A 16590-nucleotide genomic window follows, 5' to 3' on the forward strand; every position below is an offset into this window, starting at 1 on the left:
CCTCATTTTTGCGTTTTGTACGCCATATAAGAAGATTAACAGGAGGCTAAATATGAGTGAGTACATTGTAGAAATGCGACATGTTACGAAGAGATTCCCTGGAATTGTAGCAAATGATGATGTGACATTAAAGATTAAAAAAGGTGAGATTCTGGCTATATTAGGAGAAAATGGTGCAGGGAAATCTACCCTGATGAGTATGCTCTTTGGGATGTATGAGCCAGATGAAGGGGAAATCTTGGTACGTGGTGAAAAAGTAAATATTACATCACCTAATGAAGCGACAAGATTAAACATTGGAATGGTGCATCAGCACTTCAAATTAGTTCAGGACTATACAATTACACAAAATATTGTATTAGGTATAGAGCCTATGAAGAAGAGATGGGGCTTTTTGCCTTATGTTGATTTAAAAGAAGCAAATGAAAGGGTAGCTGCGCTTTCTAAGCAATATGGGCTAGAAGTAGACCCGACAAGTAAAATTAGCGATATTACTGTTTCTGTTCAGCAAAGAGTAGAGATTCTTAAAATGCTTTATAGAGATGCAGAAATCCTCATTTTCGATGAACCAACAGCAGTACTCACACCACAAGAAATTGAGTTTTTACTTAAGATTATTGAAAATCTTAGAGACAGTGGTAAGACGATTATCTTAATTACACATAAGTTAGAAGAGATTAAAAAAGTAGCAGACCGTTGTGCTGTTTTATGTCGTGGAAAACTGGTAGATATGTGTGATGTAGAGACAACTTCTACTAAAGAAATGGCAAGACTGATGGTTGGGCGTGAGGTGACTTTTGAATTAGATAAGAAAGCCCCAAATTTCGGAAAAGAAGTTCTAAAAGTAGAGAACTTAACAGTTAAGGATAAAAATCAATTTGAAGTTGTAAAAAATGTTTCTTTCTCTATTCGTAGTGGGGAAGTCTTTGCGATTGCAGGGGTTTCAGGAAATGGCCAAGTAGAAATCGCAGATGCTATTGCTGGACTTATGCCAGCAGCAAGTGGAAAGATTATATTAAATGGTCAAGAGATTACACATATGGATATTAGAGAGCGTACAGAGGCGGGAATAGGATATATTCCAGAAGATAGACAAGCTTATGGACTGGTTTTAGATTTCACTGTAGCAGAAAATGCGGTTCTTAAAGATTACTTTAAGCCTGAATTTTGTGAGAAGGGTGTTTTAAAAAGAGATAAGTTTGTGACGTACAGCAATGAAATGATTGAGAAATATGATATTAGAAGTGGTCAAGGTGCGAAGACACAAGTCCGTAGTATGAGTGGTGGAAATCAGCAAAAGATTATCATTGGGCGTGAAATTGAATTAGACACACCGTTAATTATATTTGTACAGCCAACACGTGGATTAGATATTGGTGCCATTGAGAGAATTCACGAACAAATTATTGCAGAGCGTGATAAAGGAAAAGCAATCCTACTGATTTCCCTTGAACTTGAGGAAGTAATGAACTGCGCAGATACAATTGGGGTCATCTATAATGGTGAAATTAAGACAATCAAAGAAGCGAAGTCACTCACAACAAAAGAGGTAGGCGAATACATGATGGGGGTACATGCTTAAAATGAAAAGGAATATGAAACAAAATATAATTAAATTTTTAGGAAATGAAAAACGCCAAGAAACGATTGTGCCTATTTTTGCAGTTTTAATGAGTTTACTAGTAGGCGCTGCTGTAATTGGGATGGTAGGTCAAAACCCTATAAGTGCCTACCATAACTTACTTCAAGGTTCAGGGATCTTGCCAAAGGCATCTTATGCAGGTGGGAAGGGAATGCTTACAGATTTTATGAGCTTCTTAAATGCCTTAACACCACTTATTTTTGCTGCTTTAGCAGTAGCCGTTGCCTTTAAAGCAGGCCTCTTTAATATCGGGGTTTCTAGTCAAATGCTTTTTGCAGGATTTATGGCAACGATTATAGTGGGTTATAGTGACATGAATAGTTTCATTGCAAAACCTATGGTGATTGTGATTGGGATTGTATGTGGTGCTGTAGTAGGTGGCTTGATTGGTTACTTAAAGTATCGCTTTAATATTAATGAAGTTGTATCGTGTATTATGGTCAATTATATCTTCCAGTATGTAATTAGTTTCTTCATTAATATGTTTTATGTAGATGTTGTATCACGTCAATCAAGAAACATAAGTGAGGCTGCTTCTTTAACCTTAAAAAACGTAGAATTTATGGGAATGAAAATGGAAGTGCCATTAGGGATTATCTTAGCATTAGTTGCTACATTTGGGCTTAAGTTTGTCTTAGATAAAACGAAGTTAGGATATGAAATGAAAACAGTAGGTGCGAATCAAAAGGCCGCAAAATATGCAGGAATTAAAGTAGGCCGTACAATGGTTATTGCCATGCTCATTTCAGGGGCGCTTGCAGGTCTTGCAGGGGTAACATTCTACTTAGGTTATAATACATCTATTCAGCCTAGAGTGCTTTCATCAGTAGGGTATGATGCTATTGCAGTATCTTTACTTGGTAATGCTAACCCTATTGGAAGTATGATTTCAGCCTTCCTTATTATGATTATTAGTAAGGGAAGCACTTATATGAGTAGTGCCGCAGGCGTACCACAAGAGATTGCTTCAGTTATTACAGCACTAATTCTCTTATTTAGTGCATGTGGTACGTATATTAAATACCGTTTAAAACGTATTCAAGATGAAGCAGAAGAAAAGAACCAACAAAATAGTGTACAAAAAAATGCGATGCAAGAGCAGATGAAGGAGGAGGCATAATGGAAACAGTCATTATTGATGGATTAGCCTTTGCATTACCACTATTTATTATTGCAATTGGTGGTATTTACAGTGAACGTAGTGGGATTACCAACCTTGCTCTTGAAGGCTTTATGGGAATGGGAGCTTTTATAGGAGCCTTAGCTGTTATTTTGACAAAAGAATTTTTCCCAGCGTTAGTACCAATGTCCTTTTATATTGCTATTATTTTTGCAGTATTAGGAAGTACGATTTATGCTATGTTACATGGTCTGGTATGTATTAAATTTAAAGCAAACCAGGTGATTAGTGGGGTAGTTATGAATATTTTAGCGATTGCCCTTACTGGATTTTTAACAAGTCAATTCAATGCAGTCATCTTTGGAAAACCTTCATCTAAATTCGTATTAGATGTATTAGGACGTTTTAGTGTGCCAGGGCTTTCAGAGATTCCAGTTATTGGTGGATTCTTTAAAGATATTTATCCATTCCAAGTCATTATTATCATTGTGGCAATTATTGCATGGTATGTCCTTTACCAAACAAAATATGGTATGAGATTACGTGCTTGTGGGGATAACCCACATGCAGTAGATGCAGGTGGCGCGGATGTAGCGAAAATACGTTTTAGTGCAGTTATGATTTCGGGTGCTTTAGCGGGACTTGGCGGTATTTGCTTTGCATACTCTATTTCAGCAAACTTCTCTTCAAGTTTTTATGTAGGCTATGGTTACTTAGCGATTGCAGCCTTAATCTTTGGAAACTGGAAGATTGTACCGACTCTCATTGCTTGTATTTTATTCGGGTTTGCAAGATCGGGTGGTTATATGATTAGTGGCTTACTAGAACTACCAAGTACATTCTCTGATTTAATTATGACATTACCTTATATCTTAACAATGATTCTGCTTGTATTCTTCTCTAAAAATAACAATCCACCAAGAGCGCTTGGGGAAGTTTATGATAAAGGTAAGAGATAATAAGGCAGTAGGGTAAAAATAAATTTAATAGATATAAATTAAACAAAAGCAATATATGATTTTATAACTCATAAATACCAAGCTATTGGTGTTTATGAGTTATTTTGTGTTGCCATTATTTTAGTAAGCATGGGTGAATTAATATTTTGAAGAGGCATTTTACTTATAGTAAGTGCAAACAAGAAGGCGTATAATGAGCTTAATAATACATAGGGGAGATGAAGAAGATGAGTAAACAAATCGCATTAACATTTGATGATGGACCTAATATTACGACAACATTAGAGGTACTTGACAAGCTTAAGAAGTATGGCATAGTGGCCTCATTTTTTTTGATTGCAGATCATATTAATGAAGCATCTGCAGAATCTGTGAGGAAGGCGTATGAGATGGGCTGCGAGATTGCAAATCATTCCAAAACCCATGCAGATATGACACAGCTTTCTGCTGAAACCATAAAGGCAGAAATTGCTTATACCAGTGAAAGGATTAAGGCAATAGTAGGGGAGGCACCAAAGTTTTTTAGACCACCATATATTTCGGTAAATGCAACCATGGTAGAAGCCATTGATTTACCTTTTATATGCGGCATAGGGGCTAGAGACTGGGAAGCGGAGGTAAGCAGTTACGAGCGTGCCCGTTTGATTTTAGATAATATAGCAGATGGAAAGATTATTTTGCTGCATGACTTTGAAGAGAACCGTAATACTGTAGAGGCACTCGATATGATTATTCCAGCCCTTTTAGAAGAAGGTTATGAGTTTGTAACAATCTCTCAGCTTTTTGAGAATAAGGGGATTAAGCCAAGTGTACATAGTGGCATTGTTTATTCGGATGTCATGGATAAAATAAAAGAATAAATAGTAGTAATGCAGGTGGAATTACTTTTTTGTGAAGTTTTGAAAGGCTATCACATATAGATAATAATATGTGATAAAAATAACTGATGTTGTCTATCGCTAGGCTTAAATTCAAAGGAGGCTAAGTCTATGAAAAGAATAGTGCCATTAGAGCCTGAGGCAGAAAAGGTTTGTAATGAGAATTCAAAACCACCCCTTATTTTTCAAATTCCACCTGAGGAAGGCCGAGAAAGATTAGAAAGAGCACAAGATTCACCTGTTTATAAGTATCCAGCAGAGATTAAAAAGCTATCTGTAACAACCAATGGATGGGGATGTGTAACGGTTTACTTTGTCGTACCTAGTAATCTAAGTGGTATACCGCATGTGATTTATTATATTCATGGTGCAGGATGGGTATTTGGCAGTTTTCATACCCATGATAAATTGGTTAGAGAGTTAGCCGCTAGAACCAATTCAATCGTGGTATTTCCGGAGTATTTACGTTCCCCAGAGGCAAAATATCCTACAGCTATTATGCAGTGTTATGATCTTTTATGTCAGTTGCCTAGCTTACTGAGTGAGGTAGCGTGCGAAGCGGATTTAAGCAGCTTAACAGTAGCTGGCGATAGTGTCGGAGGAAATATGGCTACGATTATGACCATTATGGCGAAACAGCAAGAGGGGCCTAAAATTCATAAGCAGCTCTTATATTATCCTGTAACGAATGCTTACTTTAATACACGTTCATATTGTCAGTTTGCAGTAGATTATTATTTATATAGAGCAGGTATGATGTGGTTTTGGAATCAATATACAATGCGCGCACAATCACGGCATGAAATCACGGCATCACCACTTAGAGCAACTAAGGAAGACCTGAAGGGGCTGCCAGCTGCTATGATTTTAACAGGAGAAGCGGATGTATTAAGAGATGAAGGTGAATGTTATGCGAGGCAGCTTCGAGAAGCAGGCGTAGAGGTAACTGCGATGCGTTTTCAGGCAATCATTCATGACTTTGTGATGCTAAATGCGTTGGACCAGACTAAAGCATGTAGAGCAGCTATGGATGTATCCACTCAGTGGATTAATAGAAAGAATGGCGAGATAGAATAAATAGAAAACTCCCCCTACTTATTGAAATAGTTAGGAAGAAAAAGTAGTATTATAAGTGTGATAATGTGAGTGAGGGGGAGATGAATATGAAAAATAATATGTATACCAATTATTTATTTGATTTATATGGCACATTAGTAGATATTCGTACAGATGAGGAAAAGCTTGAATTATGGGAGAAGTTAAGTTTGTTTTATGGCTATTATGGGGCAGTATATACTGCAGAGGAATTAAACGAAGCTTATCTGCAAGAAGTTAAAGGAGCGCAGGAACAGGCTAGAAGTAAGCAAGTAAGTAGCTTAAAAGATGGTAAGCTGATAGGCAATAAGCCATCAGATAGCCATGAAGCATATTCTGAAGTACAACTTGAATATGTCTTTCAAAAGTTGTTTAGGCGTAAAGGTGTAGAAGCAGATTTAGTGCAAAGCACCTATGCAGGACAAGTATTTCGCTGTGTTTCAACGGAATATATTAGGCTTTATGAAGGGGCTAAGGCGCTATTACAAGGCTTAAGAAACAAAGGAAGAAAGGTTTATCTCCTTTCAAATGCACAAAATATTTTTACACGTTATGAACTAAGATATTTAGGGATTGAGACACTTTTTGATGATATTTTTATTTCCTCTGAGTATGGTTGTAAGAAGCCGGATGCTGCATTTTATCAGAAACCTATAGAGAAATATGGCCTTGATGTAGAAAAAACTATAATGATTGGCAATGACTATACTTGTGATATTTTAGGGGCGCAGCAGGTGGGACTTAATACTTTTTATGTGCATTCGAATCTTTCACCGGATGTGGCGCAAGAGATTGAAAGTACATATCATTTAAGGGATATAGACTTAAATAAGGTAAGAGAAATATTAGAGGGATAGGTAAGATTAAGAAAAATGCTAAGGGCAATGGAGAGACTAGAAAAGTAGTTTTTAGAGATATAAGTTGATTTTTGGGTTACTGTATATTAACATAATGATGAGTTGACAGTAACTAAAGATGAAAGGATGCGTGCAATGAATAAAGAGAACATACATAATGGAGGAGAACAAGAAACAATTTGTTTAGAAGAATTAGCAAGTGAATTAGGGATTACACTCAAAAACTTTAAGATTGAGATTAAAAAAGAAGTCAAAGAGGTACTTTTAACACTTAGTAAAGCGGAACAGGAAGTTTTATTAAATGCCATCTATCACATGCCAGAAGGGGAACTTAATAAATTGTCAGGTTGCTCAGATGTAGAAGGCTTATATAGCTTGAAGGTGGACAACTTTAGAATAACTTATACAGCACAAAAAGATGTTATTACAATCATTATTTTAAAGCAGGAGTAACAAAGAGGTAATAGCTAAGTGGCATTATAGATGGTGACAAAAGTGTGATAAGTATTTATGTTAATTGGACATAAAGGATGCTAGAATCATTTCGAGGTGTAAGAATGATTAAAAAGGAGCTGATCATAAACAGTAATAATAAATCATGACATATGAAAATGAAGTATAAAAAATGAAAGTATAAAAGCGCCAGGACTAAAACCTAAGGATTTAGTTGACGAGGATAGGGAGAATCGAAAGAGTCGGCGGATGCCCTACGGTATAACACTATCGTTAAAGATTGACAAAACTAAAAAGTGATTTTTAGAACAAATTCAATCGGGTGTTAAAATTTTAAGCGTTGATATTCTAATAAAACTACGCCTCTCAAAATTAAATTAGAATAAGTCTTAAAAAATATTTGCAAAACTGAGAGGATAATAAAATATGTGCGGAATAGTAGGATACATTGGAAACAATAATGCTTCAAAATTTTTAATTGAAGGGTTATCAAAGCTTGAATATAGAGGATATGATTCAGCGGGAATAGCAGTTGTAAATAATGCTGAGGTATCAGTTGTAAAACATAAAGGGAGATTATCTAACTTAACAAATGAATTAGATAAAGCACCTGTAGAAGGTATGATTGGTATTGGGCATACAAGATGGGCGACTCACGGAGAACCATCAGATGTGAACTCACATCCACATCAAAGTTCTAAAGGAAACATTGCAGTTGTGCATAATGGGATCATTGAAAACTATGATGAATTAACAAAATGGTTAAAAGAGCAAGGTTATACATTTAAATCAGCAACAGATACTGAAGTTATTCCAAACCTTATTCATTATTACTATGAAGGGGATCTTTTTAAAGCTGTAACAAAAGCTGTAGAAAGATTAGAAGGAAGCTATGCACTAGGTGTTGTATGTGGTGATGAGCCAGATAAAATTATTGCTGTAAGAAAAGATAGCCCATTAATTGTTGGTCTTGGAGAAAATGAAACATTTATTGCATCAGATATTCCAGCTGTATTAAGTTATACAAGAGATATTTATTTATTAGAAGATAAAGAATTTGTCGTTTTAACTAAAGAAGGTGCTAAAATCTTCACAGCTGAAGGACAAGAAGTTAAGAAAGAAATTTATAAAGTAACATGGAATGAAGATTCAGCAGAAAAAGATGGCTATGACTCATTTATGTTAAAAGAAATTCATGAGCAATCAAGAGCAATTCGAGATACTTTAAATTCTAGAGTATTACCAAATGAAAAAGTTAACTTAGGTGATTTTAAACTGACTTTAGAAGAGCTTAATAACATTGATAGAATTTATATTATCGCTTGTGGTACAGCATATAATGCAGGGCTTATGGGTAAAGTAGCAATTGAAAAATTAGCTAAAATCCCTGTTGAAGTAGAAATTGCATCAGAATTTAGATACAGAGAGCCACTTGTGACAGATAAAACATTAATTATTACTTTAAGCCAATCTGGAGAGACAGCTGATACATTAGCTGTACTTAGAGATTGTAAAAAAGTAGGCGCTAAAACATTAGCCGTTACAAATGTTGTTGGAAGTAGTATTTCAAGAGAAGCTGACCATGTGATTTACACAATGGCAGGACCAGAAATTGCAGTTGCATCTACAAAGGCTTATACAACACAAGTTGTTATCATGAATATCCTTGGTATGTATTTAGCAGACTTAAAAGGATTACTTGCGCCAGAAGTAGAAAAAGAATTAAAAGAAGCATTATTAAGCCTGCCACAAAAAGTAGCAGAAGTTTTAGAGCATGAATCAGAAGTGGATAAGGTAAGTGACTTATTAGTTGATGAAAGAGATTTATTCTATTTAGGTAGAGGAACAGACTATGCACTTGCTATTGAGGGGGCTTTAAAAATAAAAGAGATTTCTTATATTCACTCAGAAGCTTATGCTGGTGGAGAGTTAAAACATGGTACAATTGCCTTAATTGAAGAAGGCACAAAGGTAATCGCATTATTAACTCAGCCACAATTAAAAGATAAGATGATTAGTAATATTAGAGAGGTTAAATCAAGAGGAGCAGTTATTATTGGAATTGCTTATGAAGATGAAGAGCTTGATTTAGCAATCTTTGATAAAGTGTTAAGAATTCCACGCATATCAACAATGGTTGCGCCAATTTTAGCAGCTGTACAATTACAACTTATTGCTTACTATGTAGCAAGCAAAAGAGGTTGTGATATTGATAAGCCAAGAAACTTAGCGAAATCTGTTACAGTAGAATAAGAGATATCACTAATTTGATATACAGGTTGAAAATAGCTAAAATCATGAAAAGATGATTTTAGCTATTTTTTTGTAAGTATATTTTGTAAGTATATTTTGTAAGTATATAAGGTAAAGCTTTGTTTGAGGGCAAATAATATGTATAATATTTATATAGAACTAAGTAAGTATGCAGGAGGCTATACAAGATGGAATTATTACCTTTAGGATCAATAGTTGTTTTAAAAAATGGCTACAAGAAATTAATGGTTATTGGTAGAAAACAACTACAAGGTGTAGAGGAAAGACTTTGGGATTACATGGGCATATTGTACCCTGAAGGTTATTTAGGAGAAGGCTATACATTTTTGTTTAATCATAGCGATATTGATACGATTATTTTTAAGGGGTATAGTGACTTAGAGGAAGATGCCTTTAAATTAGCCTTAAAGAAGATGGAAAAATAAGTTTGAACAAGCAATAGAAGTGGCGTAAGCCACTTTTTTTGTGCTTTTTTATAGGATAAATGGAAAAAATAAATATTTAGACCAAAAAGTGTCACTAATAATAGGGACAAGTGTCATGTATGAATGAATTGATAGAACGCTTAATTGGAATTACAATTTAATTAAGCTTATAGAGAAACCAACTAGAACCTTAAAATATACATGTAGGTAAATTGGTTTCTCCCAATGATTTTACATTGCTAAAAACTATGAATAACTAAAATTTATAAATGTGAAATCTATAAAACAAGCGGCAAACTTAAAAGTTATAAATTAAGTTATAGCGCGCCATATTAGGAGAAGAAATGAAAAGTAAAAAGTTAACATTAAGACAAAAGCAGATTATAGAATTACTAATTTCTTTAGATACTGGTAGCGGCGTTACTATTGCAAATATAGCTAAGGAATTAGAAGTAAGTACTAGAACAGTTTTAAGGGAGCTACCCAATATTGAGACATGGTTAGATGAAAATGACTTTAACTTTGTTAAAAAACCTGGAGTGGGACTCTTGATTGATGAAAATATAGAAGGTAAGGAGTTGATTTTAGAGCTATTAGAGATTGAGCATATCGTTAAGACTTATACGAAAGAAGAAAGAAAGCGAATTATTTTATATGAACTGATTTTGCATAGGGAACCGTTAAAGCTCATTTATTTCACCTCATGTCTTAAAGTATCAGAAGGAACTTTAAGTAATGACTTGGATGAAATTGAAGAATGGCTTCAGAAATTTGGTATTACACTGATTAGAAAGCAAGGCGTCGGGATTTACCTAGAGGGTGAGGAAGAAAGTTATAGAAAGGTCTTATCTGAGATTCTTCACAGTACCATTGGTGATGAGGAAATCATAGGTTTATTAAAAGGTTTAAATCAGCAGCAAGGAGAGCGCAATATAAAGCAGAATATATTGAGGTTTTTAGACGTTAATGTATTAAGGATTATACAAGAGGTACTTTCTGAATTAGAACATCAAAACAATCTAAAGTTATCAGATAGTACGTATATTGGGCTAGTGATTCATTTAACCTTAACCATTCAGCGGATTCAAAATGGTGACCATATTGAGATGGATGAAGAGGTTTTAAAAGACCTTCAGCGTTTACCGGAATTTAAAATGGCTGAAACCATTTGTAATCATTTAGAAGAAAGTTGTAAGGTGAAGATTCCTAAAGATGAATGTGGTTATATTACAATGCATATTAAGGGCTCTAAGTTGCACTTGAGAAGTTTGAAGATGATATAGACCTCTTTAATTTAGATACAAGGCAACTTACAACCTATTTAATTACAACGGTAGAAAGTGAACTAGGGATTACCATTAAGGATAAATCCAGATTAAATAAAGACTTATTAAATCATGTGGTGCCAGCTATTAATAGGCTTAAGATGAAACTGAGCATACGTAATCCTTTATTAGATAAGATTAAAGAAAGGTATGCAGAGATTTATGAGGCTTGTGAACATGCCTGTGAAATATTGAAGAAAATAGCCCATATAGACAAGGTGCCAGAAGCAGAAATAGCTTATATTGTCATGCATTTTGCAGTTGCTATTGAAAGAAATAGCGTTAAAGAAAAAGTGGCAGCAGTAATTGCTTGCCCAACGGGAATTGGGACATCTAAGTTATTAGCCTCTAATATTGAAAAGCATTTTGACAATATTGAGGTGAAGGGAAATATCTCTGCAATTAATATTGATACTGAGAAGTTAAAGGCGAATGGCATAGAGTGTATTATTTCCACAGTAGAATTAGATATTGATTTTCCTAATATATGCATTAATCCATTTTTGCTAGAAAATGATAGAGACAAACTTAAAGTATTTATTAAAGAGATGATTAGGCATAGGATGTATTGCCCAATAGATAGGAAAGAAGTAAAGCTTAATAAAAATAGTATTGAATTTATCTCTAAGATAGGGACCACTATCCTTGAAGTATTAAAAACACTTCAGGTAGAAGAAATAGCCACTTCATCTAGTATCACACAACTTATAGAGGTGGCAGGGCAATTATTTGGTCATACACCAGAAGAACAAAAAGCGATACAAGAAGGACTCACTAAAAGAGAGGAAATTGCGACAACCTATTTACCGGAATATAACATGATGTTCTTACACTGTAAAACAGCAGTTATTAAAGAATGTAGATTTGGTGTTTTACAACTTACAACACCACTAATCATAGGTGAAAAGCGTATAGAAGCAGCAGTTGTCTCCGTTGTACCAGAAAATAGTACAGAAGCTGATTTAGCTATTATGAGCTACATTAGTGGTGAGGTATTAGCAGATGAAGATTTTAGAGAAAGCATTAAGAAAGAAGGCATAGCACATATAGAAAGCCTATTAGAAACAAAATTAAAAGGCTTATATAGACAGCAATTAATGAAAACACTGGAGGGATAGCGATGTTTAAAGAGAAGGTACAAAAATTTGGGAAGTTCCTAAGTGGAATGGTAATGCCTAATATAGGTGCATTCATTGCATGGGGATTCATTACAGCATTATTTATTTCATCAGGATGGTTTCCAAATGAAAAATTAGCAACTTTAGTAGACCCAATGCTTAAATATTTATTACCTATACTTGTAGGTTACACAGGTGGTAAAGTCGTTGCCGACGTACGCGGCGGTGTAATTGGGGCAATTGCAACATTTGGCGTTATTATGGGGGCAGATATTCCAATGTTCATTGGTGCCATGATTATGGGGCCATTGGCTGGATATGTGATTAAGAAATTTGATAAAGCAGTGGAAGGCAGAGTGCCAGCTGGCTTTGAGATGTTAGTAAACAACTTTTCAATTGGTATTTTAGGGATGCTACTTGCAATCATAGGATTCTATGGCGTAGGTCCAGCAGTAAGTACAGTAACAGATGTTTTAAAAACTGGTGTAGAAATTGTTGTAAACAAAGGATTACTTCCTTTAAGTGCAATCTTCATCGAACCAGCAAAAGTATTATTCTTAAACAATGCAATTAACCATGGTATTATCGGACCAATCGGTATTGAACAAGCACAACAAGCAGGTCAATCTATTATGTTCTTATTAGAATCAAATCCAGGACCAGGACTTGGTGTATTATTAGCATACTGCATCTACAGTAAAGGAAATATGAAACAATCAGCACCAGGTGCAGCAATTATTCATGCATTAGGTGGTATTCACGAAATTTACTTCCCATATGTACTTGCAAATCCATTATTATTAATTGCACCAATTGCAGGTAGTGCAGCAGGTATCTTAGTATTCTCAATCCTTAAAGTTGGTTTAGTAGCAACACCATCACCAGGAAGTGTTCTTGCAATCTTAGCATTAGCACCAAAAGGCGAAATGCTTAGCGTACTTTTAGGTATCGCGGTATCAACAGTTGTTTCACTTCTTGTAGCTGCACCAATTGTTAGAAAAGCAGCTAAAGGTATGAGTGATGAAAAAGAAACTAATGAGTCAGTTGAAGTAGGAGAAAAAGTAGATTTATCTCAAAAAGAAACAATCAATAAAATCGTCTTCGCATGTGATGCTGGAATGGGATCAAGTGCAATGGGCGCAACTAAATTTAGAAATAGAATTCAAAAATTAGGATTAAACATTACAGTAACAAACTCATCTGTTGACACGATACCAAGTGATGCAGATATCGTTGTAAGCCATGTAAAACTAGTAGAACGTGCAAAGAAAAATTCACCACAAGCACATCATGTGTTTATCCAAAACTTCTTAGGTGATCCTAAGTTAGATGAATTATATACAAGCCTTGAAAATAGAGGAAACAATGTAGCAAACAAAGTGGAAAAGACAGTAACAACTGAAGTAGTAGTAACTGAAGTAAAAGAAACACAAACTTTAACAAAAAATAATATTGTATTAGGTTTAGAAAGTGTAAGTAAAGAAGAGGCCATTAGAGCAGCAGGAAACTTACTTGTAAAAGAGAAATATGTAAAAGCAGATTATGTACAAGCTATGATTGAACGTGAACGCATCGTTTCAACATATATGGGTATGGGTGTAGCAATTCCACATGGTGTAGGTGAAGCTAAGAAAGAAGTTATAGCATCAGGGATTACTGTACTTCAATATCCAAATGGTATTGATTTCGAAGGTGAAACAGCTTACCTCGTAATAGGAATTGCAGGTGTAGGTGATGAACATTTACAAATCTTATCAAATATAGCGATGGCTTTAGATGATAGTCAGCTCGTAGAAAAACTTAGAACAACTCAAGATGTTAATGATATATTAGAAGCATTTACTAGATAACGGAGGGACAAGGGATGAAAAAAGCGATTCAATTTGGTGCAGGTAATATTGGAAGAGGATTTATAGGTGCATTACTTTCAAAAGCAGGATATTATGTGGTATTCGCAGATGTTAATGAAGAGATTATTAGTAAAATAAATGAAGATAAATGTTATACCATTCATGTGATGGATGTGGCATGTTATGATGAGAAAGTTGAAAATATCAGTGGCGTGATTTCAACAAGTGAAGCTATTTTAGAAGAAATTAAACAAGCTGAAATCATTACGACAGCAGTTGGTCCTGTAGTCTTACCAAGAATAGCAAGTACGCTTGCAAATGGGATTAAGTTAAGAAAATCAGAAGGAATTACAATACCTTTAAATATTATTGCTTGTGAAAATGCTATTAAGGCATCTTCACAATTAGAAGAAGAAATCAAAAAATATTTAGAGGAAGAGGAATTAGCTTATTTAGAAGAATTTGTAGGCTTCCCTAACTGTTCAGTAGACCGCATTGTACCACCAGTAAAAAGTGAAAACATATTAGATGTAGTGGTAGAAGGTTTCTATGAATGGAATGTTGAAAGAAGTGCCTTCAAAGGTGAGATTCCTGAGATAGCAGGTATGAATTTAGCAGATAACTTAATGGCATACATTGAAAGAAAGCTCTTTACTTTAAATACAGGACATGCAATCACAGCTTATTTTGGCTATCTAAAAGGATATGAGACTGTAGATGAAAGCATTAAAGATGAAGTAATCTATGATTTCGTTAAAAAAGCTATGATTGAAAGTGGTCAAGGATTAATTGAAAAATATCAATTTGATGAAGAAACACATCTTAAATATATCGATAAAATTATTAATAGATTTAAGAATCCATATTTAAAAGACGATGTGGCAAGAGTTGGTAGAGAACCACTTAGAAAATTAAATGAGAATGATAGATTAATTAAATAAAGAAAAAGGTGTAAGAAATTCTATGGCTGAGATTGCTAAAATTCCACAAGATAGCAATATTTTAGATGATATTGATTTAAACTATAGTAAAGTAAGAAGTATTATTGGGCTTTAAAATAAATTTAAAAAATCCTTGAACAACTAGAAATAGAATGTTCAAGGATTTTTTTTGAATAATGGGTGAGCTTATAGCAGATAATAAAATATAGTGTTATATTGTGATGCAGTAAATAGTTTTTTTCAATGATTTCACATGACTAAAAGTTATGAATAACTAAAACTTATAAATGTGAAATCTATATTATAAATGAATATAAAATATTCATAAGTTCGTTATATGATATTAAACAGACGGAGATTAAACTAAATTTAAGAACAAATGAGGTGACATTATGAATAAATTTATGGAACAAGCCCAATTCATAAAAGAAGATATCATAGGATATAGAAGAACAATTCATAGTAATCCGGAGGTTGGCACTAAGCTACCTGAGACAAAAGCATATGTGATGGAGAAGTTAAGAGAGTTTGGCTATGATCCTCAGGAAATATGTGAAAGTGGGATAGTTGCAACAATTGAAGGAAATAAACCTGGGAAAACATTTTTATTAAGAGCAGATATGGATGCATTACCAATGGCAGAAGCCAATGCATGTGATTTTAAAGCAACAAATGGTTGTATGCATTCATGCGGTCATGATATGCACACTGCGATGCTTTTAGGTGCAGCAAGATTGCTTAAACAAAATCAAGACTTAATAGAAGGTACTGTTAAATTAGTTTTCCAACCGGATGAAGAAGGATTTACAGGCGCTAAAAGCATGTTAAAAGCAGGCGTACTTGAAAATCCTAAGGTAGATGCGGCTATGGCAATGCATGTGCATTCTGGCACACCTTCTAATGTGGTATTATGTGGTTTAGGAACAAGTATAGCAGGATGCAATAGATTTAGAATTGTTGTCAAAGGAACTGGATGTCATGGGGCAATGCCTGAGCTAGGTGTAGACCCAATCAATATAGCAGCACATATTTATTTAGCTTTACAAGAAATTATTACGAGGGAAATATCAGCTACAAAGTCAGCCGTAGTAACAATCGGTAAATTTGTTGGTGGAGATGCAGCTAACATTATACCTGGAGAAGTGATTATGGAAGGGACTATTAGAAGCTTAGATAAAGAAGTTGGTGAATTCATATTTAATCGAATGAATGATATTGTGACATCAACTGCTAAAATGTTTAGAGGAGAAGCACAGCTCATAGAGTTATCTTCAGTGCCTCCATTAAAGAATGATGATCAATTAGCACATGAAGTAACTAATTATATGAAAGATGTAGTAGGTGAACAGGCTGTTATTTTATTTGAGAGTGGGGGCATGGGCTCAGAAGACTTTGCTTCTTATTCTTACGAAGTACCAAGCTTATATGTCATGCTAGGTGCAGGTACTAAAACAGAAAACAGTTTATTTGGCGAACCAATGCATAGCGAAAAAGTTATGTTTAATGAAGATATATTACCTACAGGTGCAGCGATACATGCTTATAGTGCAGTCATGTGGTTAAAAAATAATAAATAAAAAATAAATAAATGAGCGCACGAATATGAATGGTGAAACTTACATTGTATCCTTATATTTTGATTGGAGAAAATAA

The 16590-nt window shown here is 34.5% G+C and carries 14 protein-coding genes; all 14 read left to right on the forward strand.

The annotated features are described in order from the left end of the window. Positions 1–52: 52 nt before the first annotated feature. Entirely contained in the window at positions 53–1582 is a 1530-nt protein-coding gene (locus AC1VAQ_RS06760; RefSeq protein ID WP_302595417.1) for an ABC transporter ATP-binding protein, read from the forward strand. Positions 1583–1595: 13 nt separating this feature from the next. Beyond that, entirely contained in the window at positions 1596–2762 is a 1167-nt protein-coding gene (locus tag AC1VAQ_RS06765; RefSeq protein ID WP_302595420.1) for an ABC transporter permease, read from the forward strand. Continuing rightward, positions 2762–3721 carry an ABC transporter permease gene (locus tag AC1VAQ_RS06770; RefSeq protein WP_302595421.1) on the forward strand — a complete coding sequence of 320 codons (960 nt, stop codon included), beginning with the start codon at positions 2762–2764 and terminating at the stop codon, positions 3719–3721. Before AC1VAQ_RS06765 ends, AC1VAQ_RS06770 begins: the two co-directional genes overlap by 1 nt. A gap of 227 nt (positions 3722–3948) precedes the next feature. Continuing rightward, positions 3949–4581: a polysaccharide deacetylase family protein gene (locus AC1VAQ_RS06775; protein WP_302595423.1), complete on the forward strand. Its 633-nt coding sequence runs from the start codon at positions 3949–3951 to the stop codon at positions 4579–4581. 129 nt (positions 4582–4710) lie between these two features. Further along, positions 4711–5676: an alpha/beta hydrolase gene (locus tag AC1VAQ_RS06780; protein WP_303244148.1), complete on the forward strand. Its 966-nt coding sequence runs from the start codon at positions 4711–4713 to the stop codon at positions 5674–5676. 86 nt (positions 5677–5762) lie between these two features. After that, complete coding sequence (locus AC1VAQ_RS06785; protein ID WP_479903680.1) at positions 5763–6551, forward strand: HAD family hydrolase; 789 nt, start codon at positions 5763–5765, stop codon at positions 6549–6551. A 135-nt stretch (positions 6552–6686) separates the two neighbouring features. After that, positions 6687–7004, forward strand: coding sequence for a type II toxin-antitoxin system RelE family toxin (locus AC1VAQ_RS06790; protein ID WP_302595427.1), 318 nt, complete (start codon positions 6687–6689; stop codon positions 7002–7004). Between the two features lie 426 nt (positions 7005–7430). After that, positions 7431–9257, forward strand: coding sequence for a glutamine--fructose-6-phosphate transaminase (isomerizing) (gene glmS, locus AC1VAQ_RS06795; protein ID WP_302595429.1), 1827 nt, complete (start codon positions 7431–7433; stop codon positions 9255–9257). Positions 9258–9445: 188 nt separating this feature from the next. After that, positions 9446–9703 carry a DUF4176 domain-containing protein gene (locus AC1VAQ_RS06800; protein ID WP_302595431.1) on the forward strand — a complete coding sequence of 86 codons (258 nt, stop codon included), beginning with the start codon at positions 9446–9448 and terminating at the stop codon, positions 9701–9703. Positions 9704–10047: 344 nt separating this feature from the next. Then, positions 10048–10986 carry a BglG family transcription antiterminator gene (locus AC1VAQ_RS06805; RefSeq protein WP_479903681.1) on the forward strand — a complete coding sequence of 313 codons (939 nt, stop codon included), beginning with the start codon at positions 10048–10050 and terminating at the stop codon, positions 10984–10986. 41 nt (positions 10987–11027) lie between these two features. Continuing rightward, positions 11028–12146, forward strand: a complete 1119-nt coding sequence (locus AC1VAQ_RS06810; RefSeq protein WP_479903689.1) for a BglG family transcription antiterminator — start codon at positions 11028–11030, stop codon at positions 12144–12146. Positions 12147–12148: 2 nt separating this feature from the next. Then, on the forward strand, positions 12149–13996 hold the full coding sequence (locus AC1VAQ_RS06815; RefSeq protein ID WP_302595434.1) for a PTS mannitol transporter subunit IICBA: 1848 nt from the start codon (positions 12149–12151) through the stop codon (positions 13994–13996). A 14-nt stretch (positions 13997–14010) separates the two neighbouring features. Next, the gene (locus AC1VAQ_RS06820) at positions 14011–14937 is read left to right on the forward strand and encodes a mannitol-1-phosphate 5-dehydrogenase (RefSeq protein WP_479903682.1); all 927 of its coding nucleotides are present in this window, start codon (positions 14011–14013) and stop codon (positions 14935–14937) included. Between the two features lie 392 nt (positions 14938–15329). After that, a complete protein-coding gene (locus tag AC1VAQ_RS06825; RefSeq protein WP_302595437.1) occupies positions 15330–16514 on the forward strand; it encodes a M20 metallopeptidase family protein in 1185 nt (394 codons plus the stop codon). Positions 16515–16590 lie beyond the last annotated feature (76 nt).

It is taken from the genome of Cellulosilyticum sp., assembly GCF_982396655.1.